Annotated in this window: 23 protein-coding genes and 1 pseudogene; 1 reads left to right on the plus strand and 23 read right to left on the minus strand. The window is 63.9% G+C overall.

Annotated features, from left to right (window positions below; all coding sequences use genetic code 11):
* Nucleotides 1-5: 5 nt before the first annotated feature.
* From D1610_RS06760 to D1610_RS06860, 20 genes and pseudogenes are all read right to left on the minus strand, one after another.
* Complete coding sequence (locus D1610_RS06760; RefSeq protein WP_222926947.1) at nucleotides 6-2,045, minus strand: S8 family peptidase; 2,040 nt, start codon at nucleotides 2,043-2,045, stop codon at nucleotides 6-8.
* Nucleotides 2,042-3,016 carry a trypsin-like serine protease gene (locus tag D1610_RS06765; protein ID WP_182466725.1) on the minus strand — a complete coding sequence of 325 codons (975 nt, stop codon included), beginning with the start codon at nucleotides 3,014-3,016 and terminating at the stop codon, nucleotides 2,042-2,044. The genes D1610_RS06760 and D1610_RS06765 overlap by 4 nt, the downstream gene beginning before the upstream one ends.
* A gap of 312 nt (nucleotides 3,017-3,328) precedes the next feature.
* Nucleotides 3,329-6,703 (minus strand): TonB-dependent receptor, encoded by a 3,375-nt coding sequence (locus D1610_RS06770; RefSeq protein ID WP_222926948.1) that lies wholly within the window; start codon nucleotides 6,701-6,703, stop codon nucleotides 3,329-3,331.
* Nucleotides 6,704-6,797: 94 nt separating this feature from the next.
* The gene (locus D1610_RS06775; protein WP_222926949.1) at nucleotides 6,798-7,748 is read right to left on the minus strand and encodes a FecR family protein; all 951 of its coding nucleotides are present in this window, start codon (nucleotides 7,746-7,748) and stop codon (nucleotides 6,798-6,800) included.
* Nucleotides 7,741-8,280 carry an RNA polymerase sigma factor gene (locus tag D1610_RS06780; protein WP_222926950.1) on the minus strand — a complete coding sequence of 180 codons (540 nt, stop codon included), beginning with the start codon at nucleotides 8,278-8,280 and terminating at the stop codon, nucleotides 7,741-7,743. Before D1610_RS06780 ends, D1610_RS06775 begins: the two co-directional genes overlap by 8 nt.
* A 227-nt stretch (nucleotides 8,281-8,507) precedes the next feature.
* Nucleotides 8,508-10,481, minus strand: coding sequence for a relaxase/mobilization nuclease RlxS (rlxS, locus tag D1610_RS06785; protein WP_118863374.1), 1,974 nt, complete (start codon nucleotides 10,479-10,481; stop codon nucleotides 8,508-8,510).
* Between the two features lie 451 nt (nucleotides 10,482-10,932).
* Nucleotides 10,933-11,112, minus strand: coding sequence for a hypothetical protein (locus D1610_RS17360; protein WP_245942020.1), 180 nt, complete (start codon nucleotides 11,110-11,112; stop codon nucleotides 10,933-10,935).
* Between the two features lie 222 nt (nucleotides 11,113-11,334).
* Nucleotides 11,335-11,967 (minus strand): lytic transglycosylase domain-containing protein, encoded by a 633-nt coding sequence (locus D1610_RS06795; protein WP_118863375.1) that lies wholly within the window; start codon nucleotides 11,965-11,967, stop codon nucleotides 11,335-11,337.
* Nucleotides 11,960-12,565 (minus strand): S26 family signal peptidase, encoded by a 606-nt coding sequence (locus D1610_RS06800; RefSeq protein ID WP_118863376.1) that lies wholly within the window; start codon nucleotides 12,563-12,565, stop codon nucleotides 11,960-11,962. The genes D1610_RS06795 and D1610_RS06800 overlap by 8 nt, the downstream gene beginning before the upstream one ends.
* Nucleotides 12,562-12,783, minus strand: a complete 222-nt coding sequence (locus D1610_RS06805) for a helix-turn-helix domain-containing protein (protein WP_118863377.1) — start codon at nucleotides 12,781-12,783, stop codon at nucleotides 12,562-12,564. Before D1610_RS06805 ends, D1610_RS06800 begins: the two co-directional genes overlap by 4 nt.
* Before the next feature lie 165 nt (nucleotides 12,784-12,948).
* Nucleotides 12,949-13,272, minus strand: a complete 324-nt coding sequence (locus tag D1610_RS06810) for a DUF736 domain-containing protein (RefSeq protein ID WP_118863378.1) — start codon at nucleotides 13,270-13,272, stop codon at nucleotides 12,949-12,951.
* Nucleotides 13,273-14,123: 851 nt separating this feature from the next.
* Nucleotides 14,124-15,917, minus strand: coding sequence for a ParB/RepB/Spo0J family partition protein (locus D1610_RS06820; RefSeq protein WP_118863379.1), 1,794 nt, complete (start codon nucleotides 15,915-15,917; stop codon nucleotides 14,124-14,126).
* Between the two features lie 84 nt (nucleotides 15,918-16,001).
* Nucleotides 16,002-16,439: a DUF2958 domain-containing protein gene (locus D1610_RS06825; protein WP_118863380.1), complete on the minus strand. Its 438-nt coding sequence runs from the start codon at nucleotides 16,437-16,439 to the stop codon at nucleotides 16,002-16,004.
* Nucleotides 16,436-16,810, minus strand: a pseudogene (locus D1610_RS06830) (zincin-like metallopeptidase domain-containing protein); the annotation flags it as partial. The pseudogene D1610_RS06830 and the gene D1610_RS06825, both read right to left, overlap by 4 nt.
* Nucleotides 16,811-16,918: 108 nt before the next feature.
* Nucleotides 16,919-17,911 (minus strand): tyrosine-type recombinase/integrase, encoded by a 993-nt coding sequence (locus D1610_RS06835; RefSeq protein ID WP_118863381.1) that lies wholly within the window; start codon nucleotides 17,909-17,911, stop codon nucleotides 16,919-16,921.
* The gene (locus D1610_RS06840) at nucleotides 17,908-18,852 is read right to left on the minus strand and encodes a tyrosine-type recombinase/integrase (protein ID WP_118863382.1); all 945 of its coding nucleotides are present in this window, start codon (nucleotides 18,850-18,852) and stop codon (nucleotides 17,908-17,910) included. The genes D1610_RS06835 and D1610_RS06840 overlap by 4 nt, the downstream gene beginning before the upstream one ends.
* Nucleotides 18,849-20,069: a site-specific integrase gene (locus D1610_RS06845; protein WP_118863383.1), complete on the minus strand. Its 1,221-nt coding sequence runs from the start codon at nucleotides 20,067-20,069 to the stop codon at nucleotides 18,849-18,851. The genes D1610_RS06840 and D1610_RS06845 overlap by 4 nt, the downstream gene beginning before the upstream one ends.
* Before the next feature lie 270 nt (nucleotides 20,070-20,339).
* A complete protein-coding gene (locus D1610_RS06850) occupies nucleotides 20,340-20,717 on the minus strand; it encodes a response regulator (RefSeq protein ID WP_118863384.1) in 378 nt (125 codons plus the stop codon).
* Entirely contained in the window at nucleotides 20,714-21,874 is a 1,161-nt protein-coding gene (locus D1610_RS06855) for a sensor histidine kinase (protein ID WP_118863385.1), read from the minus strand. The genes D1610_RS06850 and D1610_RS06855 overlap by 4 nt, the downstream gene beginning before the upstream one ends.
* Nucleotides 21,786-22,934 (minus strand): ArdC family protein, encoded by a 1,149-nt coding sequence (locus D1610_RS06860; protein ID WP_281268961.1) that lies wholly within the window; start codon nucleotides 22,932-22,934, stop codon nucleotides 21,786-21,788. The genes D1610_RS06855 and D1610_RS06860 overlap by 89 nt, the downstream gene beginning before the upstream one ends.
* A 544-nt stretch (nucleotides 22,935-23,478) precedes the next feature.
* On the opposite strand from D1610_RS06860, the gene D1610_RS06865 reads away from it, so the two are divergent.
* Nucleotides 23,479-23,766, plus strand: coding sequence for a helix-turn-helix domain-containing protein (locus D1610_RS06865; RefSeq protein ID WP_118863741.1), 288 nt, complete (start codon nucleotides 23,479-23,481; stop codon nucleotides 23,764-23,766).
* Here D1610_RS06865 and D1610_RS06870 read toward each other — a convergent pair.
* The 3 genes from D1610_RS06870 to D1610_RS06880 are packed head-to-tail and all read right to left on the minus strand — an operon-like array spanning nucleotide 23,763 to nucleotide 26,031.
* Nucleotides 23,763-24,512 carry a transcriptional regulator domain-containing protein gene (locus D1610_RS06870; RefSeq protein WP_118863386.1) on the minus strand — a complete coding sequence of 250 codons (750 nt, stop codon included), beginning with the start codon at nucleotides 24,510-24,512 and terminating at the stop codon, nucleotides 23,763-23,765. The genes D1610_RS06865 and D1610_RS06870 overlap by 4 nt on opposite strands.
* A 24-nt stretch (nucleotides 24,513-24,536) precedes the next feature.
* The gene (locus tag D1610_RS06875; protein ID WP_118863387.1) at nucleotides 24,537-25,463 is read right to left on the minus strand and encodes a phytanoyl-CoA dioxygenase family protein; all 927 of its coding nucleotides are present in this window, start codon (nucleotides 25,461-25,463) and stop codon (nucleotides 24,537-24,539) included.
* The gene (locus D1610_RS06880; protein ID WP_118863388.1) at nucleotides 25,414-26,031 is read right to left on the minus strand and encodes an acyl-homoserine-lactone synthase; all 618 of its coding nucleotides are present in this window, start codon (nucleotides 26,029-26,031) and stop codon (nucleotides 25,414-25,416) included. The genes D1610_RS06875 and D1610_RS06880 overlap by 50 nt, the downstream gene beginning before the upstream one ends.
* Nucleotides 26,032-26,039: the final 8 nt, after the last annotated feature.

Raw genomic sequence — 26,039 nt, forward strand, 5'->3', positions numbered from 1 at the left:
TGCAATCACCGATGTCGCGCGACGACATAAAACACCTCCCCGAGCGGCTTATGGATTAAAGCCTCTTCGTCTGGGCCTAGCGGTTTCGGCCCATTCTCGGTGATTTGTCTGGTTGCTTCGAAGATCACGCTGGCGTCTGGCGATTCTTCCCAGGCACACGGCGTCTGAAAAGAAGCAGAGGATCGGCCAGGAAACACCCAAGCCTGCGACGCGTCGCGCTTAAATGCCCATAGCGCCTCCTTTGCCTGCGGGACGGGCGCCTCGTCGATTTTGCAGGTCAGCTTATTCACTTCCTTGATAGTTCCCAGATATCGGCGCCCGTCGGCGAGCTCCAAGACATCGTCGAAGAGATAGAATGCCCGCTCCGCATCGAGCTGCGACCGCGAGCGCACTGCCGTCGGCTTTCGCCCGCCCGTTGGGTCGGCAGCCTTGGGATTGGCGAGCAATGAGCCGCTAACCAACAGCCGGGTCTTAATTTCGCTCGGCGTCATACCCCCCAGTGTGTGAAGCATCGCCGCGACAAAGGAGACCTGCGGCGCCGCCTGCGAAGTGCCGCTAAGCTTCAACCGCTCGTAACGATGGTTGATGATCGACTCGACGCCACAGCCTGGCGCGGCAAAGTCGACGGTCGGTCCCCAGTTGCTGAATTGCGCGACGACGCCGTCTTGACGTACTGCGCCGACAGCGATGACATTGCTCTTGCCCTCCCCGCCAAAGGCTGCCGGGAAGCGATCATTGGCAACCTTCGCATCGTTTCCAGCTGCAACAATGAAAAGCTTGTTGGCATTCGCGCGATTGGTGAAGATGTAACGAAAATCCTCCCGTACGGTGGCGTCGGCATCGTCCTGATATTCGATGCTCATATTGACAACGCGGAAGTTCGAATAAGCAAGCTGATCGCGAAGCTCGCCGGATGAGTTCGGAAGCAACACGTCTTTGCCATTTCCCACATTTATGAACGAGAGGCGCAGAAAGGTGTTTGTGTCATCTGCGGTAAGTTCGCTGACTTTCGGCAGAAAGTCGGGGCCCCCTAGAGCTAGCATTGCGACATGGGTTCCATGGCCGGCCACTGCGTGGAACGGTTCGGGCGCTGCGATCCACGGCGGCACAGTGCCATTGAACAGCGTTGGGCCAATCTCACCACCTGTATAGCGAGCGTAATGCTTTCCAGGGAATCCCGGGTTAGCCATAAAGCCAGCAAAGGTCTTCGCTCCTCCCAAAAAGCCGTTGTCGACAATCATCACTTCGACCGGCACGCGGCTGCTTTGAAGGTCGGCAAGACGTTCTCGAGCGTAACGATACGCTGATGCAACACGTTGACGGGTCAGATCGGTCGGCGCCATCGCATCCGCGCATTCTAACGGCTCCTCGATTGTTCCGGTCGAGGCAGTATAGCCTGCGGCAATTACCATTTCGGGCTGCCGGACGGACGCGACAGCCGCCTGCACCGCACGCAGTTGCGGATCCGAAAAGTGGCCGGCCCTCTCGGTCATCATCGTCAACTTCCGACCTAGGAACGGGTTCACCGGCAGGATAGTGCTGATTCGACTCCTACGCTTAACTGGAAGTTTATCTCCGGGTTGGACTGACTTAATCTGGTCGAGGGAATCGGCACCAAAAAAGTCAATAACCATGGCCTTCGACGGTTTATCGCCCAAGAGACGCTCGTAGATCTTGAAAGCACTTTCATTCGGCTGGACTACAGCTTCGACATCCTGCTCCAAATAAAGACAAGCAGGCCAACGAATGGTATAGGCTCTATCGCCAAGTGATTCATCAAGTGTCAGCGATATGTTGTTGATACGTTGCAGCTCACTCCAATACTCTTCCCTTACACTGCCGCATTTCACTTGAATCACACGTCGCGCGTTAAATTCGCGAAGGTCTGGAAAGCGCTGGGGATCGAATTGACTCACTTCGGCTCCCGCCGCGATATCGCGCACGAGATCACCGGGCAGGTCGCGAACAGCGCGCAGCATTTGCGGCTCCTGCTGGGCAGCAGCCGGCGAGACCAGCGCCAGCGCGCCTACCGCGACAATCGTCAATCGCGACACGGATAGCCTGCCTTTGCGTTAGGGGCACCACAGATGGTGAAGCCAGAACGGCCCTGCTGCCAATCGGCCATGAATTTGACGAACGCCGACGATGTCATCGGCGCCATACGCGAGATCAGATCGTAGCCATCGGAGGTCCGCGCAACAGGAACGACGTTCGAGTTGACCCCAATTATGCGTCGTGGGCTTTGCCTGGTCCCGGTGGGCGTTGCAGTGGTCGCACCGACCATAAGCGGCCCCCCGGAATCACCGGGGCAAAGCGCTGGTTGGGTCTTCCAATTCGAGCGGGTTGTAAGGAACCGCTGCCCATCCGATGCCGATTCGACGACACTATCTCCGATTGTTAGGACATTGTCTTGTCCGACACCGACAAGACCGTTGGCGTCGATTGCCAACACCTTGCAGCCAAAACCAGTCATGAGTACCGAGGCAGCCTTGCCCACTGGCGCAAACGAAAGTGCTTCAAACCTCACATCAATCCGAGGCGGTACCGGGTCTGGCACGGTGAAGGTGCAGAGCGCGAAGTCGTCAGGATGTCGGGGACCTCTTGGATCCCATTCCTGCTCGAGATACTGAGCCGGTATCGCGCAGTCGAACACGATTGTCGGCAAACCCGGCAACTGCAGCGCTGCCTTACGCTGAGTGCTCTTGTTGCCTTTAGCGTCGATGCAATGTGCCGCCGTTAGCGCGACGCCGCGCCCGACCAGCGTGGCCGAGCAAGTTTTTGGAATCTTCCTGCCGTCCTTATCGACATATTCGCCAATCACCGCGACAAACAGCGCGCGCCAATCTTGCTCATCCACGGCCTGCCCATTGATTAGCTTCACGCTCCCCGCACCGAAAGAGGAGGTCGGCTTGAACACGACGCCACTTTGCTGGTCGGCATCGACCGACTGAGCGACGGATTCGTGCGTCAGGGCAAGCGTGAATAACGCGCCCAAAAAGCAATGAATATGAAGCATTCTCACGTTCATGGCAGCCCCCCGCCGGCAAACGTTAGCCACTTGATATCAAAAGCCGAAGCGCAATTCTACTACAACCGCTATGGCCATTCTCTTGCGCATCACTGGCTGTCGATCAGTTCAGTATTTGCTGAACATGTGGAGAACTTCGTCGTAACATATGCGGCAGGAAGACCTGGCGTGGTGCACATCGGACGTGCCGTTAGCGCGGAACCGGACTCCAACTTCACATCGCAGGCTCGAGAAAAGGCCGCCCGCGCCTCTTGTGGGGAGAAGAGACGCAGGCGGTTGAGTTTCCCCGGGAGGGGAAGATCAGAAGGCTTTGGAAATGCTAAAGCCGATGATGCGCGGATCGAGCACGAATACATTGGTGGTGAGGCCGCTGTCGTCCGAGTTGAGGAAGGCGTCGGTAATCGGCGTCGAGTCGAAGAGGTTCTTTACATAGGCTTCGATAGCCAGATCATCCGGACCTTCGACCCGCAGCGACAGGTTGAAGTTGGACCAGTTGCGCAGCCGATCATAGGGATCCAGATTGTAGACGCGCGCCCAGCTTTTTGCCTGCCAGTATCCGTCGCCGCGGATCGTCGCGCTCCAGTCACCATCGAAGGGGATGGTATATTCGGCACCGAGGTTGACGGTCCAGCGCGGAGAGTTGGGAAGCTCGTTGCCCGAGAGGTCGGTATGGAGACCCGCGCCGCCGTTGAGTTCCGGGTAATTCGCAGGATCATATGCTTGACCGGTCGAGGGATCGATGAGCAGCGCATTGAGCACGCCTTGTAGGCCTCCAAGACCACCGCAAACTTCGCCCACGCTGCCGAACGGTGCTCGGGGCGGCGCAGTCTGTTGAAGCCAAGCTTCGGCGATTGCGGTCGGCACCACGCAGTTCGACGGCAACTGGACCCAGGGTTTGAAGACCGTGTAATTGGCATCGCCTAAGTTTCGGTTCATCGGATCGATCGACCGTTCGCCATTTCCGATGCGCGTCTTGAGATAACCAACGTTAGCGTTGAAGCGCAGCCGGTCGACCGGCTCGAACAGCGCCGACAGTTCGGCGCCCCAAATCTTGGCGTCGAAATTCTCGTTGACCGCGGTGCGGTCGCGGATCTGCGAAACCTGATAGTTGCTGTAGTCATAGTAAAAGGCGCTGGCGTTGAGCGTCAGCCGCCCGCCCATCATCGAATTCTTCATACCGATTTCGAACGCGTTGACGAATTCCGGCTCGAAGGTTTGACCATAGTTCACAGCCGTTAATTCGAGCAGCGGGAAGAAGCCGAGCGCGCTGTATTGATCGTAAAGCTCCTGCGAAATGGCCCCGTATTCGAGCAAATCCTCACCCGAAGGAAAATCCGGCACGGGCGGATTGACGCCGCCGGCCTTATAGCCACGGCTGTAAGTGGCATAAAGTAACGTCTGATCGGTAAAGCCAAGATCGGGTTTCCAGTCGATCCCGAAGCGGCCGGTGAACTCGCCCCATTTCAGATTGACGTCGCCGAGAGCGGGATAGCCAGTGCCGATACGACCGCCGGCGAGCATCGTTGGCGCGAGCAGCAACTGGCTGGGAACCAGCGTAAATTGCTTCTCGTCGCGCGTGTAGCGCAGCCCGCCCGTCAACTTCAGGTCGGGATTGATGTTGTAGTAGAACTCGCCGAACGCAGCATAGCTTTTCAGTTCATAGGGGTTAGAACTGCGAAAATAGTTGTGACCATCGCCGTCGATGCTCTCGACCGGATTCGGGTCGATATAAGGGCATAGCGAGTCCCGAATTGGGTTTTGTGCGCCGCCGTTTGAAAAGTCATTCCACGCAGCCTGACTGCATGTCGTCTGATTTCCACTGTAGTTAAACGGTGGCATCATAGCGAGCACGGTGAGCAGATTGCTCATGACATAATAGTCGTTTTGCGTTTTGAACCGCGTGTAATTGCCGCCGATGCTGAAATTGAAAGGACCGTCGAAGTCCGATTGTAGCCGCACCTCCTGCACGAACTGCTTGGAAACGGCGGACGAGACATCGAAGACTGCGAGCCGATCCGAACAGCCGATTTGGGGATCGCAGAATACTCCGTTAGGAGCCATATCGCGAAACTGGCTTGGCCTGCCCAATGTCCCGGGAAATGTCACCCAGTTCGACGTATCGTTGAATATGGGGACGGTGTTGAAGCGATTGTAATCCTGAAAGCTGTATACCTCGTCCCAGTTGTAGGCGGTCTGGGATGACAGAGTCAGGCCATCCGACAAATCGATGTCGAGATTGAGTTCCAGAATATCCGAACTGGCGCGGTAACGGGGATCACGAATGGACGCCACCTCGCGCAGATTGCGTGATTGCATCATGCCGCCATATGGATCGGTCATGGGGTCGACGATATTCGCCGGCCGGAATACCCCTGCAGAATCCGGGGCGTATCCTGCGAACGTGTTATTATTCGCAGTGATTGCGCCGGACACATAGGCCAGCGCGAGCCCGTTGGGCGTGCCGAACGCATCATCGTCATAGAGGCTCCCCGCCTTGCAGCCCGTGCTGAACAGGGCGGCGCGCGCCTCCTGAAAGCGTACACTCGATGGGCCGGGATTTGTCTGCCGCGTTGGCGTCGATCCGATCATGTCGGGGCTGCCATCACGGTGGCAGAGTTGCTTGCCGGTGCGCGAGCGGTTGTCGTCCTCACGGAAGCGTTCCCAGATGACGTTGCCGCGAAACCACGACGTCGGTTCGAAGCCCAAGGTCGTGCGCAGCGACCAGAGGTCGCGGCCGTTGATGCGGTTCCCTGTCACCGAATTGTAATCATAGCCGTCGCGCTGAGTCATCGCCCCGGCGACGCGCAGGCCGAGCTGGTCGGTGAACAACGGCACATTGAGCATCGCGACCATACGGCGGCTGTTGAAGTTGCCGACCTCGCCCTTGATGCTGCCCTCGAACTCATCGAGATCGGGCTTGGCCGAGATCAGGTTGATGACGCCGCCGGTTGCATTGCGGCCGTAGAGCGTGCCCTGCGGCCCGCGCAGCACCTCGACGCGTTCGAGATCGAAGAATTCCTGCTCAAAGAAGCGGTTGTGGATGAGTGCGGTGTTGTTGAAACTGACCGCCACGCCCGGATCGGTCGAAGCTGACACCGCCTTGGTGCCGATGCCGCGGATCGAGACATTGTAGCTGGTGAAGTTCGATTTGGAGAAGGTCAGGTTCGGCACCGCGCGCATGATGTCGGGGCCGCCCTCGATCTTCTGTTCGTTGAGGTCTTCCGATGACAGCGCCGTAATGGCGATTGGCACGTCCTGAATCGATTCGACGCGCTTCTGCGCCGTGACGATGATGTCGTCCGACCGCGGCTCAGATTGGATTGGTGATGCTTCCGATTGTACCTGCGGTGCCGCGACGATGATAATGATCCCGTTTGCATTCACGTCACCGCTTACGATCAGCCCGGTGCCCGACAGAAGCCGGCGCAGCGCCTCGTCAACGGGCAGATCGCCCACCACCGCATTGGTCCGCTTGCCTTGGACGACACTACCGTCGGCGACGATCTGAAGACCCGCCTGCTGGGCGAATGCCGGTATACCCTGGGATGCGGCCTGCGCGGGCACATTGAAACTGCGTGTTTGCGCCATCGCCGGACTGGCGACGCTCATCGCGACGATTGCCGCGACGCTCACCATGGCATGCGTACGATATTCCGACCCAATAATTCCCCGCATCTGTCGTCCTCCCCCATATGAGAACGCTTGTGCGTCCCCGTTAAAGGTAAAGATGATTGGGCGGTGGACTTCCGATGCCGATGCCGAGAAAAAATTACGGCGCTTTGGAAATCAATCTGGTCTGTTCGCCGCGAGTCTCGATCTGCGCGTCTAGCAATACGGCGACCGAACGTGCGAAATTCTCTGGCTCGCTGGTCCTGAAATAGCCAACGATCGGCCGTCGGCCGAGCGCCGCATCGACTATGACCAGCTGGTGCCGATTATAGCGATTCAGTTCGGCCACCGCATAGGCCAGGGGCTCGCCGTCGAGCGCCAGCCCACCGCTGCGCCAGGCCAGCGCGCGTTCGATCTCGGGACCGGCGGCTTGCACGGAAACGGGCGATGGACCGCGCGCCACGAAGGTCCGCTCGCCTGCGCCGACACGGGTCCGCTCGGATTCACGACCCACCCGCCATGTTTCGACCATCCCTTTGGTGACGAGCACATCAACTCCGTCGGCATGCCGGCGCACCGAGAAGGCGGTGCCGATCGCCTGGACGCGGACGTCGCCGGCATCGACGACGAAGGGGCGCTCCGCATCGTGCGCCACCTCAAACCATGCCTCGCCGTCTTCGAGCGTAATTTGACGGCGTTCGGGTTGCATCGCGATCGCCAGGCGACTGGCGGTGTTGACGGTCGCGACCGAGCCGTCGGCCAGTGGCAACCGGCGCACCTCCCCCACGGCGGTAGCGATCTCCTCGCTCGGCTGGATGAATGACAGACCAGTGACGCCGACCGCGACAGTCCCAGCCAACGCACTTCCGACCAGAAATCCGCGGCGGCTGAATATCGATCGCGTATCGGACGGGTGCGGTGGCGCGGCTTGGGAAGCGCCAGCCAGAGCGCGGCCGCGGTCGAGATAGACCAGGGCCGCCTCGGCGCGAAGCAGCGAACCTTCGCGGCGTTCGTCGGCCGCCAGCCAGGCGTCGAACTCGGCCTGCTGTTCCGGCGTGAGTGAGCCGGAATCGAGCAGGATGGCCCAGCGCGCGGCGCCGTCGTCATCCATTGTTGTGACTGTCATTGGTCCGTGCATCTGCTTTTCTCGAGTTGCGTTGGGCGTCGTCGCCATCGCCGGCGAGCGCTTGCAAGATTAATTTCAGGCCTCGGGTGGCCTGCTGTTCGACCGCGTGTTCGGGAATGCCCAACCGCGCTGCGATCTCGCGCTGCGGCACGCCCTGCACGCGCCTGAGTTCGAATATCTCACGGCATCGCCCGGGAAGCGCGTCGATCAGGCGACGGACCCGTTCCAGTTCGCGCCGGGCGCCGGCATGGCGTTCGGGACCGGGATCGTCGTCCTCGAGGGTCAACGCCTGCATATCTGTCAGACTGTCTATCCGGACGATCCGGTCGCGGCGGACCCGCTGCAGCACGACCATGCGAGCCGTGGCGAACAGATAGGACCGGCCATCGCGAATATGGGCGACGCTCTTCAGCCGTGCGATGCTGAGATAGGCATCCTGCACGATATCATCGATTTCCTGGGCCGACGCGGTCATTCGCAGCAGCCGCGCACGCAAGGCGGCTTCATGCGGGATCACATGTCCGGCCACCCAGGCAACGATCTCGGCTCGAGTCTGCACCAACCCTGGTTCCATTTTTCGCTACGGCATGCTGCCATATATCAAGATGCATGGCGGCCCGATTTCCTATGATCCTGTCCAAAAAAATCCTGAGCCTATTCCGGATATGCTGCGCATGTCCCAGACGCCTGACGAAAACCTGCGGGATGCCCCCTGCTGCCCGCCGCATTCGTACAACAGAGAGTTCAGGAGATCGACGGTCCGCCGCGCCCTCGCCCGATCGTCCAGCTGATCACGTCGCCACGCATGATCCCACCGACCTGTTTGCCGAGCTGGCGTTCGAGCGCTTTCGTACAGGGCACCAGAGTGAATTCGCGGCTCTTCTCGATCAGCGCAAACCGTCCGCTGACAAGGTCGATACGGCGATCCACCTTGCCTTCGATCCGCGCGCCGGATTTGGTCTCGACGAACGTCAAGCCAAGTTCGTCGGAGAGCTGTCCGGCGACACGCAACAATTCGCGCCGCTGGAGGATGGCGAGGAGGTTGGCGCGGTACCGCGTGGAGCCCTGCTCGATCTCGGCCAATCCCTGTTCGATCAGCCATTGCCGGCGAACCGCCTGCACGGCACGCACCTCGCGGCCGAACCCGGCATCGCGCAATGGCGGTGCCTCCGTACCGACCAGCGTGCGGTCGAGCCAGGTCGCACCATCGGCACGGCCGAGCCGCTCGACCGGGATTGCCGACAGTAGCTCGACCGTCACCGGGCGGTCGCGCGCCTGCCGTGCCTCGAACGCCGAGGCGCGCGCCAGATGATCGTCCGCGACGGTCCAGCTGCCATCGGCTGCGCGATCGACGCTCCGCATCAGCCGGCGCATCGCTTCGAGCCGCCGGACATGGGTCTGGGCGAAGGCCTCGGTGGCGCGGGGGTCGTGGCGCAGATGCAGGTCGATCGAATAGCGCCCATCATTGGCCGCGGCGACCGCGGCCACGGTCCGGTCGACCTCGCGCGCCACAGGGACGCGCGCCACAACGCGGACGATCGCTCCCTCGGTGGTCGGCTCGGTCGCGTCGCCGCGGCCGAGCTCGACATGGTGGAGACGTCCATCGACGCCATCGACCAGCAGATAATGGCGGTCGTGCAGTTCGTCTGACAGACCGCGCAGAATGGCGCGCCCGATCACCGGCGCGGTGTCTCCGTCGGCGGGATCGAATATGACATGATCGACGCCGGGGCGATCGAGCTTCCGCGCGGTGATCTCGCGCTGCATCATGCGGATGATGTCGCCGCGCTCGCCGACCCGCCGCAACGTCTCCTCAAGCCTATCGGCGAGGCGCCAGCGATCGGCGCCGACATGCTCGGCCAGGCCCATCGTGCCGAGCGTTTGCAACCGGCCGGCGCGGAGCGACTGCTGGAAGGGGTCGCGGTGGGCGGCGGCAACGGTGCGGTGTTCGTCGCTCTCGCGCACCAGCTGCCGGTCGATATTCGTCAGCCGCTCGGCGCCGATGTCGTGGCGCAACCGACGCTCGATCTCGATGTCGCTGCGCGGACCGAGATCGAGCGTGACGAGCTCGCACGCCCGCGTCCGCAGACCATGCGCGATATATTCGCGGGCGATGACGAGATTCTCGCCACGGTCGTCCTTGCCGCGCAGCATGATGTGGGTGTGCGGATGACCGGTATTGAAATGATCGACCGCCACCCAGTCGAGCGAGGTGCCCAGATCCTGCTCCATCTGCGCCATCAGCCGGCGGGTGAGCGGCTTGAGGTCGGGATATTCATCGCCTTCCTCGGCCGAGACGATGAAACGGAACTGGTGGCGGTCGCCTGCCTGGCGCTCGAGGAACGCCTTGCCATCGGCTTGGTCGCGCTCGGCCGAATAGAGCGCACCGGGCGTGCCCTCGCGGGTGACGCCATCGCGCTGGATATAGCGCAAATGAGCACGCGCGCCCGACAATCCCTTCTGACCCAGCCTGACCAGCCGGGTCTTGACCACCGCGCGGCGCGCGCGCAGCCCGGCATGGCGATCGCGGCTGCCGAGCAGCCGGCCGATGCTCGCGCCGCGGCCGATCCGGCTGCCGTCGAAGCGGCGATTGCGCCACCCCCTGCCCATCCCCACGCGTGCCGCCGCGGCGACCACCTGGCCGAGATAGCTGCGGCCGCGCTTACCGCCCCTAGCGCGCATCCGGCCAAGGCGCGGCTCAAAGTCGTCGTCGCTCATGGCGTCGCCGCCGGAGCAGGGAGGCACGCCCGTCCTGTCTCGCCGCGAAGGCCGACAACCGACCGATATCCGCCGTACCTGCCGCACCTATCTCTCTCGCGCGAGACGCTATCTCGCGAGAATGGGATGTGCAGACAACAGCTTAGCAAGCCCGGCGAGGGATTGCCTTTATCTTGCAATCCCTTCTCTCGTCCCTCCCGACCCTGTACGTTGCAAAAATCTGGGGAAGCGGCGCCGTGACGACGCCGCTTCCCCGATGCGCATTCCGGCCTCTCAGCGGGCATCCGCGAAGGCCTGTTGCGCGTCGATCCCGCGCTCGAAGCTGCGCCGTCCGATGATGCCGTGCACCTGGCCATCGCCATCGACGATGCACGTTGCGACGAACCATTCGCCGTCGAGCCGACCCAGGATCGCTATCCGTTCGAGCTCGATTTCGTTTTCATCGCCGCCCTCATAGCTGCCGAGCCAGCGCTCCGACGCGTGCGTCCCAGTTAAAATCCGCCTCTTCCGCTTCCAGAAACCGCTTCGCCAGCACGCGACCCGCGCCGCTTCCGAACTCGATTTCCAACCCGGCCACCAACGCCGCCATCACGCGATCCGACGCTGCTTCGATGCTGCACGCTATGGTCATGACGATCTCCTTTCGTGTTCGCGTCCTCCGATCCGAGGACGCCTTCGAGGAGACGGGCGGCGGGGCGGCTGTCAGGGCCGCGGGGCATCGCCCCGCGCCGCGCAGCGGACGTGGGGGGAACCGATTTGCGCAGCAAATTGGGGGGCACCCGCGGGCCTTGATAGCCGCCCCGCCGCCCGTCACACTGGACAGAGCCGAGACGATCCCCTCCCCGCCCCCCGGTCACGGCGCGGTCACGCGTAGCGCGAACAGCGCGTGCGGCGGAGCTGCTGCTGGCTTGGATGGCGGATGCCCGGGCGTGTCGTGGCGCACGGCGAAGAGGCGCTGGCGTGGCGGCGGGGACGACGGCTTAGGCAACCCGGATCGCCCCGATACCGCCGCGAGAAAGGCGACCGTCTCGCCGGGCAAGCGCGCGCCGGTGGCGAGATGCGCGGCATAGCGCGCCGGTCCGGCATTATAGGCGGCGAACAGGCCCGGATAGCCGAAGCGGTCGTACATGAGCCGCAGATAGGCGGTGCCGGCGAGGATGTTGGCGCGCGGGTCGTCAGGATCGTCGCCGAGACGATGGGCGTCGCGCATCGCCGCCCAGGTTTCGGGCATGATCTGCATCAGCCCGATCGCGCCCATCCGCGACCGGATCGGACGCCCGCCTTGCTCGGTTCGGCCGCCGCTCTCGGCGCGCATCACCCGCTCGATCCAGTGCGCGGGAATGCCGAACCGCTGCGAGGCCTCGGCGATCAAGAGCCGCCAGCGCGCAACATTATCGGCGCGCGCCGGCGAGGCGATGAGCAACGCGATCAACAGCGCGCCCGCTTTCACTGAGCCGCCGCCTGCGCTCCGGCAATGCTTACGCATCGCTGGCGTCCTTCGGCCTGGTCCAGATCAGCCGCGCCTTGCCGATGATGTCGTCACGCCCGGTCACCCCGAAATAGCGGCCGTCGAACGAGTCCGGGCTGCCGTCGATCAACAGCAATAGCTCTTCCGCGCGGAGGATGCGGCACCCGGTCCATTGCGGCATGATCCGGCCCCTGCCGTCGCTCGTCCGGCGCACCGCGACCATCCGCCCGCCGACGGAGATGAACTTTCCGCGCGCGCAGACCTCGTCGCCCGCGACCGCCGCGACGCGCTTCACCAAGGGGACATTCTCGGGGAGATAACGGCGCGCGGCGGCGAGCCGGCGGAACGGCTTGGGCACCCACGCCACCACCATGTCGCCGCGCTCCACCGCCGCGCCAAGCATTACGCGGTACAGCCCGATCGGTGCGCTCGCACTGGCGTTCCAGACGAAGCGCGGCGCGGGCGGCGCGACGATGGTGACGCCCAGCAGCGCTGTGCCGAGCGCGATCGCGGCAGCGCGGCGGCGCAGCTGGCGGCGCGCGATGCGCGCGCGGCGTAGCGCGTCGCCCCAATCGAACAGCGGCACATCGGCCGGCCGGTGCGAACGCCAGCTCATCGCCCGCCGCCCTTGGCTTGGTCGCGCGACCAGGCCTTGAGGTCGTCGATATGATATTGGACCAGGCGGCTGTGACGGCGATAGACCGGACCCTCGCCAGCGGTCCTGAGCTTCTGGAGATAGCGACGCGAGACGCCGAGATAGGCGGCGGCCTGATCGGCGCTCAGATAGGGGCTGCCGCGCTTGGCGGCGCGCGCCTCGGCGATCTCGTCTTCCATCGGCGTCTCCCGCGTGTGAAGCGCGGCGGGGCCGCGCGGTTCGCCGGGGACTGCCCCGCGAGCCTTCGCGTGCAGAGGCTCGAAGATCGAGGGGTGGATTTTCGAGCCCCCATGGACCTGCCGGGGAAGATGCCCCGCGCCGGTGAAGGCGCGGGGCGAAGCGGCTCAGTTGACTGCGTTCCAGATGATCGCGAACGCATCGGGATCGTCCTGCCCGGCGGCGCGTCCGAGATTGGCGTAGACCGTATGCGGCCCGAACTCGGGGCGGGCGATGGCGAGCCGGACATATTCGCGTCCCGACATCTCGCTCGTGCGAACCCAGGCGCCGCCGAGCTCCAGCCGATCCGAGTTCACCACGAAGTCAGGCTGCTCGGGCGTGGTCTTGCGCCGGTTGGGCACGAGCTGGATGGGCCGGCGCTGCGAGAACAATTCGAACTCGCCCTTGTAGCCGCCGTCTTCGCCGCGGGTGACATAACCGATTGCAGGCATTTTTCGTCTCCTCGATGAACTCGCCCGAACCATTTCCGGGCGATGGGCGGACCGTGGGGACGGCCTCGGACGGGCTCGCGAACCGAAGGCCGGAGCGATCAGCGGAGGACCGGAGCGGCGGGCTGATTTGAGAGCGAAGCGGCCGCGAGGAGCCCGGCACAGCCGGGCGGGGAAATCAGTTCGTCCGCGATGGTTTTGCGGGACCGGTGGCCGTTCCAGGTCATGCGCCCAAGGAGCCGGAATGGGTCGCGGCCGTCTGCGAAGGCGAATTTGCAGCGATCCGTCACTCGTCGCGGGCGACGATAACAGGGTATAGAGGTCGGCTTTCACGCGTCGGCGAGGCCGCCTATGGTCAGATGATAGGGGGGCAAGATGACGGTACTGGACCAGGTCAGCGGGTTGATCGAGCGGCTGTCGCCCGAGGCGATCTGCGACGATTGCATCCGAGCGGCTCGATCTGTCGGTGCGGCAGCACGCCAATCACAAGACGCGTGAACTAGCGGGCGCAGGCGGATTCGAGCGCAATGTGGGGCGGTGCGCGATCTGCGAGGCGACCAAGAAGGTCATTCGGCACAGTTCCCACGATAGCACACGGATCGTTGCGACGGCCTGCAAGGTGATCGCAACGATGCCTGAATCCCATTCGTGCGCCGAAGCCGAACGGCGGGTGAATAGCGCCCCGCGTCGCCAGTCCACACTGGAATATTGTCGCCCTGACGCGGGCGGAGGGGCGCGGCTGAATCTCCAGAATGGCGCAAGCGCGGGAGGCGAAGCATTGGGTCGGCCATATTCCGGTATGGCCTGATCAGCGCGGGGCGCTGATCACCCGATGCTCGCCGCCCGCGCGGTCGTCATGCGGCAAGCCGCTCTGTTTCGGCCGACGCGCCTGCGCCCTCGGGCGCGTCGGGGTCCGGCGCGTCGTCGGGCAGCCGCGCCGCCTCGACCAGGGCATTGGCCTCGACCGTGCCGACACCGCCGCGTGCGGTATAGGCCGAGGGCGGGAAGGCCATCCACTTGGGCACCCAGCCCTCGACCTTGGCGCGGCCATTCTCGCCGCCGAGATGATCGCGGACGATCTTCTTCATTGTCTTGATCTTCTCGCCGGCATTGGCGCTGGCGACGCCCTCGCCTGCCACCTCGGCGACGATGCGGGTCAGCACCTCCTTGTCGCGGATGAGGTCGAAGAAGGCGTCGTCGGCCTGCCAGTAGCGCGCCATATGGACGCCGATGTGCAACCCCACCGCCTCGACGGCGGCGCTCCCGCTGGCGAGGGTTTCGCCGATGACGATGGCGATCACCTCCATGACGCAAGCGTCGGGGAGATCGAGCAGGCGCAGGAACAGACCGGCCAGCCCATAGGCATCGCCATTGCCTTTGGTGACGGTCGGCGCTTCGGGATCGAAGCCGAGAAGGCCGAGCACCGCGCGGCGGCGATCGTCGAACGCGGCTTCCGCCGCGCACGTCTCGACGCTCTCACGCACCTCCTCGTTGCGCGTGTCCTGCCGCTCGATCTTGACGCTCCACAGGTGCGAGCCGGCAATGGCGTGAGCGACCATCAAGCGCAACGCGACCGCAGGGTGGCCGGTCAGCGCGGCGCGGACGGCGGCGTGGCGATGCAGATCGATATAGGTCTGCATCGTGCTGGTCACCTCGGGCCGCTTCGGCTTTTCACTGGCCGATTGCGCGCCGCTGGCGATACGGCGGGCTTCGTGTCGCGTCACATAGCCCTCGTGGCACGTCACCTCGCCGGTGTTGCGCACCTCGATATAGACGCGCCCGCCCTTGCGCTTCGCCGCGCGTTCATGCTCCCAACTCTGGAAGCGCTCGGACGGCGGAAGGATCACGACATCGCTCCATCCCGTATCGAGATAGTCGGTGCGCTTCGCCTCGATCGCCGCGTTCTGCGCGGTCCAGAACGCATCGGCATCGGCGAAATAGCGGTCCTCCTCGAACAGGGTGCCGATGGTCTGGCCCGCATAGGCGTCCACGTCGAACAGCGCGTGCTTGGTGCTGATCGACTGCCCGCCGAACAACCATGCCTTCAACTGGTGGCCGGTCGGGACATAGGAATCGGCATCGTCGTAGAGCGCCAGCCACGCCCTTTGCTGGCTCTTGCTCGCCAGGGTGAGGTGGCGGACGGTCGCGCCGTCGATCTTCTCGGCGCGGTAGAGATCGCGGATACGCGGCAACAGATTGCCGAGCGCGAGCACCCGGCGCACGGTCAGATCGGGCAGCCCGAAGGTCGCGGCGATCTCCTCGGGCTTGCGGCCCTCCTTGACCAGCCGGACGAAATTCTCCCACTGGGTCACCTCGTCGGGGTCCAATCGCGCGAGATTCTCGATCAGCGATGCCTCGATGGCGTCGGCGTCGTCGCCGGGATCGAGAATGGCGCAGGGCAGCGGTTCGGCGGCTTCGCCTTCGTCGCGCCGTTCCTCGGCGATGATCTTCGCGGCGTGAAAGCGTCGGCTGCCTGCGACGATCTCGAAGGCGTCGGGTCCGCAATTGGGCCGCACGATCAGCGGCTGGATGACGCCGCGCTTGCGCACGGTCGGCAACAGGTCGGAAACGTCGGGGGCTTTCTTGCCGTAACGCATATTGGCCTTGCTGACCGTCAGCTTGCCAAGGTCGATAAAGTCGAGTTTCATCTTTCTACTCCTCGTGAGTGCCGGTCCGTCGTTTTCGTGACTGAGAAGGCGGACCGGTTCGTGGGCGGCGGAACGCGCCGCGCGTCAGCCGCCATCACCCTCGGGATCTGGCGGAAGCGGGTGGGGATCGGATTGCGACGCGGCGCGGCGCAGCAGGGTTTCGGCCCAGACGATCGAACCGGCGCGGCGCGCCCACAAAGCCCAGGTCGACAACCGATAGGGGGTGAAGAAGGACAGATCGCGTTCGATGCCGAGGCCGAAGGGCAAGCGGACGCCCGCCAGCTCGGCAAGCGAGAAGCTGCCGAGTTCGGGGCTGCCGAAGCCGAGATCGGCGAGGCCGAACAGCGTGTCGCAGTCGGCGTCGAGTTCGGTCGCGAGCCATGTCCCAGCGCCCAACGGATTGAAGAATTTGACCGCCGGCATGGGGTCATGGTCGTGCGCGGGATCGGCGCGCTCGGCGGCGCGCGCCTGCATGGCATTGACGCGCAACGCGAAGCGCAGTTCGGGTGTCAGAAGGATCATGCCGCCGCCTCCCCGTGCATCGCGACAATGCACTGCGCGGCTGGCGGCGCGGGCGGTAGCGCGGGCGACGCGGGCGGTAGCGCGCGCGACGCGGGCGCGGCGGGCGTCCCGTCGCGCAGCCCCAGCAGATAGTCGGCGGCCTTGCTCGCCGCGCTGGCGGCGCGGAAGATCGCGTGATTGTCCTCGCGCAGCATGTCGAGCCAACTGCCAAGATAGTCGGCATGGCGCACGGTCGGGACGATGCCGAGCGCGGCGCAGAGGAACGCCGAACCCATCTCGGCGGCGAGTTCCTCGCGGGCATAGCCGGACGAGCCGAATCCGTGGGTGAGATCGCGGGCGAGCCGCGAGCTGTGCCCGGTCCAGTGGCCGTTATGCCGATATCGGCATAACGGCCATTATGCCGTAAGCCGGATTATGCCGCATGGCCGGATTTCGGCATTTGACACGCCTGCTTTCGGCCATGCGGCAATTCGGCATAGTCAGAGTGCCTCGAGGAAGGCAAGCAGTTCATCGCTGGGGCGATATCGCCCAGGATGCGTTTCGGGGCTGGCGACCTGAGAGAGCGCCTTTTCCTTCAGCCGCATATCTGCGTGGATGTAGATCTGGGTCGTTTCCACGGATTCGTGCCCGAGCCACAGTGCGATCACGGATTGGTCGACGCCGTGACGGAGCAGTTCCATTGCCGTGCTATGGCGCAGCGTGTGCGGCGTGACGCGTTTGCCTGCGAGGCTCGGGCATACTCGCGATGCCGTCAGGCAATGCTTGCGGACCAGGTGCTCCAAAGCATCACGGCTGAGCCGCTCGCCCCGGATCGACGGGAACAATGGCCCGTCGCTGTCAGGGCGGTTGCCCATCCAGGCCTGAATCAGTTTTGCCGTATCGCGACGAAGAGGCGTGCTGCGCTCCTTCCGGCCCTTGCCGATGCACCTGATATGGGCCCCGGTACCGAGGATCACGTCCTTGCACCGGACGTTGATCAGTTCGGACGCCCGCAAACCGGTCTGAAGTGCAAGCAACAGGAGGACATGATCACGCCGCCCCGCCCACGTCGTTCGATCCGGCGCTGCCAGCAGCGCCGCTATCTCCTCAGCGTCAAGGAACGTCACGCTCCGCTTCACATACCGCTTGTTCGGCATGGAGAGAATGCGCTGGCAATGAAGCAGCCAGCTCGGGTCGGTCAATGCAACGTAACGGAAGAACGAGCGGATGGCGGCAAGACGCGTATTTCGGGTGCGTGCCGTGTTGCCGCGCGCCGTTTCCATATGAGTCAGGAAGTCGGCAACAAGATCGGCATCGAGATCTTCGATCGACAGTTTCGTAGGCGGCTTTTCGCACCTTGAACTTGCGTACCGGATTAGGAGCCGGAAAGTGTCCCGGTAACAGGCGACGGTGTGACGGCTGGCCTCCATCTGCGTAGAGAGCCGATCGGTGAAGAAGCGCTGGATCAGCGCGGGGAAGTTGGTCGTCTTCATCGGGTTTCCGCCTCCGCCGCCACGCCAGTTATTCGGATCGAGGCCAGCTCCAGCAGTTCCGGGACCGCTTCCAAATACCAGTAAGTATTGGTGGGGTTCGCATGACCAAGCCATGTTGTGAGCTTGATCATCTCGCGGCCAACATCTTTGCCCGACCGATACCAGCTCAGCATGGTACGCACCGCGAAGGTGTGGCGGAGATCATGGATGCGCGGCCCACGGCCGTGTCGAAGATAAGGCTGCGGTTCTCGCAGCCCGATCTGCTGGCATACATGCGCAAAGTTGTAACGCGCGCCGCAATCCCCAACGCGACGCCCATCGCACGTCACGAAGAACGCTTCCGGCCTATGCCCGAGCAGTCGATCCCGCTCGCTGCTGTAGCTTTCCAGCCGCTGCACGACGCTTGGATCCAGCGGCAGCAACCGTTCCTTGCCGAGCTTGCCCTGCCGGATATAAAGCAAGCCGGTCTCGACATCGAGATCGGCATTATCGAGACCGAGCGCTTCGCTGATCCGAAGTCCGGTCACGGCGATCAGGCCAAAGAGTGTCGAGCAGGTTAGGCCACGCATGCCGTAGACCGATGGCAGCGTTCGCGCATGTTCGATAATTGCGGCGATTTCGGCCTCACTATAGATGTACGGACGCCCATGTTGGACGCGACCCGGCACCAATCCACGGGGCGGAACCTCGTGCCTGGGATCCAGGCCATGCAGCCACTCGGCAAATTGGCGGGTTATCCTGAAGCGCGTTGCCCGGGTTCCGGAATTGGCAGATGGCAAGCTCTCGAGCCATCGTAAAATCAGGTTGGTATCGACGTACTCCGCGTCATCGCGGTCGGCGAAGGTGGCGAAGCGGCGTAGGATGCGTTCGTCGGTGCTCAGATCGGCGCCGAGCTGTCTTCTGACAATCAGGTATCGGTCCATTTCGGAAAGGAAGCTCATCGTGCCACCTCCGCGACAGGCCAGGGCTGGGCAATCGACCGCAAACCTTCTGTGTCGAGCTTCGCGTAGATCATCGTCGTCGCGCGCGACCGATGCCGCAGCAGATCGCCAATTTCTTCTAGCGAGGCGCCGGCACGAACCATGTTCGTTGCCAGGCTGTGGCGCAGAACATGCGATCCCACATAGGGTGTCGGCGGTTTGACGCCCGTTCTCGCGAACGCCTCCTTCAATATGAAGTTGATGACCTGGCTGTCCTTGAATGGGCGGTTCGGCGCCCGATGTGTCACGAACAGCGTGCGCGTGATCGTTGAGGTCCGCTCAGCCCGCAGATATTGGCTGATCGCTTCGCCAACGTCTGTCGGGATTGGCAACCGATCATGACGCTGTCCTTTTCCGCGGACCAGCAGTTCGCCGACGCGCCAGTCTATATCGTCGAGTTGGATCGCCATCACCTCTGGCGCTCGCAGGCCAAGGCGCGCCATTAACAGCAGCATGGCGTAGTCACGGGCGCCACGCCGTGGATTGGTGCGCACCGAGGCCACGACGGCCTCCACCTCATCAGGCGACAGATAACGAGGGAGCCGTGCGCCCCAAGGTTTGTGTACTCTGGGTACGCAGAGCGACAGGTTCGTGGCGGTGAGCCCCCGGGCGAACAGATACTGAAAGAAGCTGCGCAGATGCGTTGCCGGTGTCTTGTCGCGGAACGGCCGCTTGCGCGTCAGAAGATATTCCATGAACGCTACGACATCCCGCGCGGTCAGCGCAGGCAGATCGAGCATATTGTCCCCGAACCGATGATCGAGGAAACGATCCGCGAACCGCAGCACATGATAGACCGAGCGTGGACTGAGGCCTCGTTGCCGCAGTAGATAGGTTTCGAAGTCGCCCAGCAGTTCGTGACGTTCGGCCTGCGCAGGCGTAAGAGGAGATCTTGTCGCCACTCCTATTTCAATGAGATGCGCGACGAACAGCCTGGCAAGGTTGGGAACTTTAATCTGGCTCTTTGGCGTCGTTGGCAACCGACGCCCCAGACCGACAGCGAGGTCCGGCGTCAACGCCGACGGCGCAATGCCCTCTGCTTCGAGCAAGCGGCCGAAGCGTCGAAGCAGGTAGCGATAATTCTCGAGCGTAGCCAACTTGTAGTTCTTCGACGAAAGGCTTTCCTCGAACGATGCAAAGTAGGGGTCGAGGCAGGTAGTCTGGTCCGATATTTCCATTTCTTGTGCTCCAGGTTGTTGGAGCGACAATCTTCACGACTAGGGATCGCCTTTTGACCAGTCTTGTGGCTGCTTCTGGCCTCTTCAAGCCCTTCAGAGCCGCTGCGGGCGCGTTCCGAAGCGGACGTTGAACGTCAGGCTCATCTCCGGCAGGTTTTCCTCCCGGTATCCGCGGAACTGATCACTCTGCGACGACGCAAAAGTCGGGGTTTTAATAGGGAGATTTGCGAAAGCGCGATCTCCGCTGATTTACGGCCACAAAATGTTGCATTAGAGAGGATCCTGCACCAACGCGCGAGCGAGGTCGTGCACCGCAACCGGCTTCTCGCAACGCGGCAGATTGACGTAGTGCTCGGGGATCATGGCTGCGTCATAGCCGGTCGCAAATACGATCGGCACCGAGCGGGCCAACAGCGCATCTGCGATCGGCCAAACCATCTCACCCTTGAGATTGACGTCGAGCACCGCGCCGTCGATGGCGCTGTCGGTCTCGACTAACTGGCGGGCGCGGGCAAGGCTTGGGGCCGGCCCCACCACCTCGGCGCCCCCACGCTTGAGATTGCGCGCCAGATCCTCTGCAAGGAGATACTCATCCTCGACCACCAGGATGCGAAGGCCCTGGAGGCTGGCTGACGCCGCTTCGGTCATGGCTGTTTGCCCTCCGGCTTCAAAATGGCGAGTGGTATAACCACTGCGCAATGCACGCCGTCTCCGGTGAACTCGAACTGCGTCTCGGCTTCGAGCTGATAGGGCAGCGCATGTTCGATCAGTTCACGCCCGTAGCCGTGGCGCGGCGGCGTGTCCCCCGCCGGCATCCGCACACCGCTCTCGCGCCAGTCGAACATCAGACGAGGACTATCATCGCTGGTCACACTCCACTTCACCGACAACCGGCCGGAAGGCTGCGAGAGTGCGCCGTATTTCACCGCGTTGGTCGCAAGCTCGTGCAGCACCAAGGCCAGCGTCTGCACCTTGTCGCCGGGCAGATTGACAGGTGGCCCTTCCACCGTAGCCTTGTCAGCCTGCCCATCCCCGTGCGCCTTCAGCTCGGTTTGAACGAGTTCACCGAGATCCACCGACCAGCTCTGTCCGCGAGAAAGGAAGCCTTGCACGCGGCTGATCGCGGATAGCCGAGCATTGAACTCCTCAAGCGCGGGGCTGGCACTGAGCGAGCGCGCGGCGATGGCCTTCACGACCGCCAAGATGTTGCGACTGCGATGCTGCAACTCCGCCAGAAGCACATTCTGCCGGGCCGCGTTCTCACGCAACTCCAGCAGGGCACTGAGCCGATCCACTGTGGCCGCGAGCAGATTGGCATAGGTGCGCAGGAAACTGATGTCATGGTCGTCGAACTCGCGTGGTGTCCGGCTGTCGACCTGCAAAATGCCATAGGGCTGGCGTTCTTTCGCGCCGATGATGATGACGTTAACCATCGCCCTGACGCCGTTGTCGATCAGAAAGGGCGCGTATTGGAAGCGCGTTTCCGTCGCGATGTCGGACGAGATCACTGGTTCTCCGGTTTCGAGGGCGTGGCCCTCCGAGGAACCTTTATCGACTTGCATTTTGGTGTGACCGACCACGCCGGGCTTCCAACCGACCCCCGCTCGCACCATAAGGGTTCGGCCGTCCGGTTGCAGCTCCACCACCTTGGCGAGATCGGTACCGAGCGCCTCACCCACCAGACGGCAAGCCTCAGTCAGGATTTCATCAAGATCTTCAGATTTGAGGGCGAGCTCGCCGAACTTGGCCAGCACCGTCTGCTGGCGCAGCATTTCCTGCCGTTTGCCACCGTCTTCGCTGCTCATAACCGTACGTTTCCCTTACTCCACGTTCCGTTCCGGGCTTGGCCAAATTGGCATAGCCTGCCATTTTGTCCAACATTGCTTGGTTTGTTGCAAAATTCGGACGTACGCGGGCATCTCTGCAAGGAATATCGCGACATTTAAGATGATCATCCTGTGTCAGCTTTCTAGAAATCTTGAACAAACGGACCGTCTCCCTCCCACCAAACTTCGCCGCTCCCGGTAGCTCGATTATGCCGAACTGCCGCAGTGTCGAAAGCACCCGTGACAGCAGTCGGGCGCGGCCATGCGGCATAATCCGGCTTACGGCATAATGGGTCAGCTCGTGCAGCGCGGTGCGGTAATAATTGATTTGGTCGAAGAATGCGGGCTGCGGTGGCACCTGCACGAAATCGTGCGAGGGCACATAGAAAGCCTTGGTGCCGCCGATGCGGAAGTCCGCGCCGCTCGCCCGGATCAGGTCTTCGGCGACGGGGACGATCTCGCGTTCGGGCAAGGGGGCCGGATCGGCGGCGAGGCCGGGGCGCAGTCCCTCGCATTGGGCGACGTTGAACACGGTGAAGCGCTTGAGGAAGGGCACCACCTTGGCGTCGTCGCCGTCGCGGGTGGCGCGCTTGGCTTCGCCCTTGGGGACGAAGCGGTCGGCATAGACGACGGTGGTGCCGTGCTCGCCCTTGCGGACCCGGCCTCCGGCGGCGATCGCCTGCTTGAAGGTCAGCCAGCTTTGCGAGGGGAAGCCGTGGGCGATCATCGCGCCCCACAGGATCAGGATGTTGACCCCCGAATAGGATCGCGCGGTGAGCGCGTTGCGCGGCAGACCGGGGGCGACGGCGCCGCTCTCCGCGTCCCCGCTGCTGCCGCCGGTGCCGTCCGCGCGCGGGCGGCCCCAAGGCTGGACCCAGGGAAAGCGGCCCGCCTCTAGTTCGGCGATGATCCTGGCGGTCACCTCGTCATAGAGATTGGCGCGGGTCGCCTGAGCGGGCCGCCTAGCGTCGGAATGCGGGCGCGGGCCGGTTCCGGGTCGGCCCCCTCCCCTTGCGCGGCGGCTGGTGGTTGCGTCCATCGGTCGGCTCCTGACGCTCCCCAAAAACGCATGGCCGCTCCCGGAAGCGGAGGTGGGCGGCGAGATGCGACCGGAGAGGCCCGTAAGAGCGGTGGGCGGCACCGCAGGGCGCAACGCAGTGGAGCAGCCGAACGCAGTGAGGCTTGTCGCCCGCCGCGGCGGGTCTAGCAGGGAGCGCCGCCCATCCCGCTTCCGGGAGTGGCCTCAACCAGCGCCGCCGCGTCAGCGGCGACCATCAGGCCGGGCGTCGGCCCGGCCCGCGCCAGTGATCGTCACCGTCAGGCCGAGGCCCGGCACGGGGCTCGGTGGCGGAGCGCCAGCGGAGCCATAGAGCGCGGTCGCGCGGACGCCGGAGGCGCGCGCGAGGCGCCCCCTTCAAGAAATTTCCCTAACTTGGCACCGGGTGATCAGGATAACCAAGCCGTCAATTGCCGGTTTCGCTTCAGATCTTTCACTGCTTCAGGGTGCCGGCGAACTGGCAAAATCTCGGCCCTGTCGGGTATTTCCGACGGCGCAATGCAGTCGGCGCGCGTCTTGTGTGCGGATGACGACGATCAGAAAGATCGTGTCGCACAATCTTCGGATTCTGCGAGGCGTGCGCGGAATGTCACAGGAAGACCTGTCGGCAATCGCGGGCATCGATCGCACATTCATCAGCGATATCGAGAACGCCAAATATGGCACGTCGATCGACAGACTCGAGTCGCTGGCCGGCGCGCTCGGCGTCGCCACATGGGAAATGTGCCATCCCCAGACCGCCGACCGGATACGCAAACAGGCGGATGCGGACGCATCGGCGGCGACCAGCGGCAAACCCGCCCCACCGCACTAGGCTGTGCACAGCCACCCACCCGGCCCCGTCGCCGCCATTCCCCGCACTTGAACCGCCAGCCGCTGGACGCGCAGCCGCGCGTCGGGCGCATGCACCCGCCATCGGGGTCCGGCGCTATCGGACCCGAACAGGACACCGGCGATCTCGCGATGGGTGGCGCCGGCGGTCAGCGCGTCATGGACACGCAGCATCGCGACCCAGCGCGCCGCGCGGCGCTCGGGCGGATGGAGCGATGCGGCAAAGCGTCCGGTCTTTGCCAGCGCGACCAGCCGGCGCAGCGAAACCAGCTGCACCGGGAGATTGCGCAGTCCCGACAGTCGCCAGCACAGCCCGACCGGCCCGTCGCGCAGCGTGCCCGACGTGATGTCGAGCCGGAGGTGACGATAGCCATCGGAGAACAGCCAATGCTCGCTTTCGTCATCAATATGGACGACCGCCAGATCAGCCAGCGCCGCGACATTGAACGGATCGCCAGCGGCATCGGGCACCGCGTCGGCGCGAAGCGCATGGCTATCGATCTCGGCGCACCACAGCGGCCGCGCCGTTATCATGTCCCGCGCCGGGGGTTCGAGCCGACACAAGCCGAACCGGCGCGCAGCGACAGCATTGCCCGCCGCCCATGCCCGGCGATAGGCCGGATCGCGGCGCAGCCACTCCCAGGCGAACCCGGCGCGATCACAGCCGATCAACGCCGCATAGAGCGCAGCATCGCGCCAGTCGGCGGCAGGACAGTCGGCCACCGACATGCCCCGTCGCCGGGCGCGTGCGCCTCAGCGGTCGCCGGCCGCGCGCTGTTCGGCGACATGCGCCGCCAGCGCCTCGGCCTGGTCGGGGCGCAGCGCGTCGGTCGCCGCGACATGGTCGGGCAGCGGCCCGGCGAACAGCGCCGAAGGGCATTGTCCCTCGACATTGCCGAGGTTGGGCCGGTGCTCGGCATAGCCGACCAGCGCCGCCAGTTCGGGATCGAAGGTCCGCGCGATCTCGGGCGGATAGACCAGCCACTGGTTCTCGAACGGTTTGAGCCAGCCGAGACCGTAGCTGACGATCAGACCGCGCCGCGGACGGCCGGTGCGGTTGGCCCCGCCGGCATGGAGCGTGCTGCCGAGAAACACGAGCACATCGCCGGGGTCCATCGCGGCGGCGACGGCATCCTCTTCGCGGGCGGGGCCTGACGCGCCGCAATGGCTGCCCGGCCAGACCATCGTCGCGCCATTATCGGCGGTGAACGGCGTCAGCGGCCACATCACATTGACGAGATATTCGAGCTCGCCCTTGGGCCCCTGCCACATATCCTCGTCGCGGTGCGGATACTGCGCGAGGGCGCCGGGATGGATCTCGACCGCCTGGGTGAGATGAGCGCGATGCGGTCGCACCACGGCAGCAGCATCCGTTCGGCAAGACCGAGCATGAGGCCGTGCTGTACGAAGGCGGCGGCATGTTTGGAGCGCCTGAGCAGGCTGCCGAAGCGCTTGGTGGTGCGCCCGTAGAAATCGCCGTCGCAGAACGGCGTCGCGGCGAAGCGCGCATCGAGGTCGGCGTCGAGCGCGGCGACCCGGTCGGGCGGCATCGCCTGGCGGATGATGACATGGCTCTGAGCACGAAGCTGGCCGGCAAGGGTATCGAGGGCCTCGGTCATGACGCCCTCCTTCATGCCGCCACCGCGACGGGCGCCGCGGCGGTGATGGTCGCGGGCACATAGATGCCGGTCGCGGCGAGCAATGCCGGGGTCGCGGCGTCGATCTCGATGCGGAACGCGGCGAGCTCCATTTCGCCGATCGGCGCCGGCGGCCCGAGCGGGGTCCCGCGCCAGCCCATCCTCATCAGCTTGTCGCGGAACGCCCGGCTGACGACGCCGGTGAGCGTGGTGATGCCGGCGTCGAGGGCGTGGTCGACCATCGCGCTGATCAGGCGGTTACGCAGCAATGTGCGCTCGGCAGCGTCAAATCGCGTCGGCAGGCACAGCCGCGTGGCTTCGCGGATCGCCGCGCCGCGCGGCACCGCGCCGCCCGTGAGCATGGGAAACAGGTCGCCGAGGATATGCGGCCCGAGCGTCGGCAGCAGCCGCAGCGAGCCGATATGATCGCCGTCCGCGTCGCGCGCGATAATGTACGTCGCGTCCGGCCCGTCATATTGGTCGATCTCGTAGCGGTCCGCCACAACCGGCACGTCCCAGCCCATCTCGTCGACGAACAGGCGCTTGCGGTCTGCGAACATGGTCGCGGCGGCGCGGTCGCCGAGCGCATAGCCGTGGGTGATGTGAATCATCGCGTCCT

The organism is Sphingomonas gilva, from assembly GCF_003515075.1.
GTDB classification, from domain to species: Bacteria; Pseudomonadota; Alphaproteobacteria; order Sphingomonadales; family Sphingomonadaceae; genus Sphingomonas; species Sphingomonas gilva.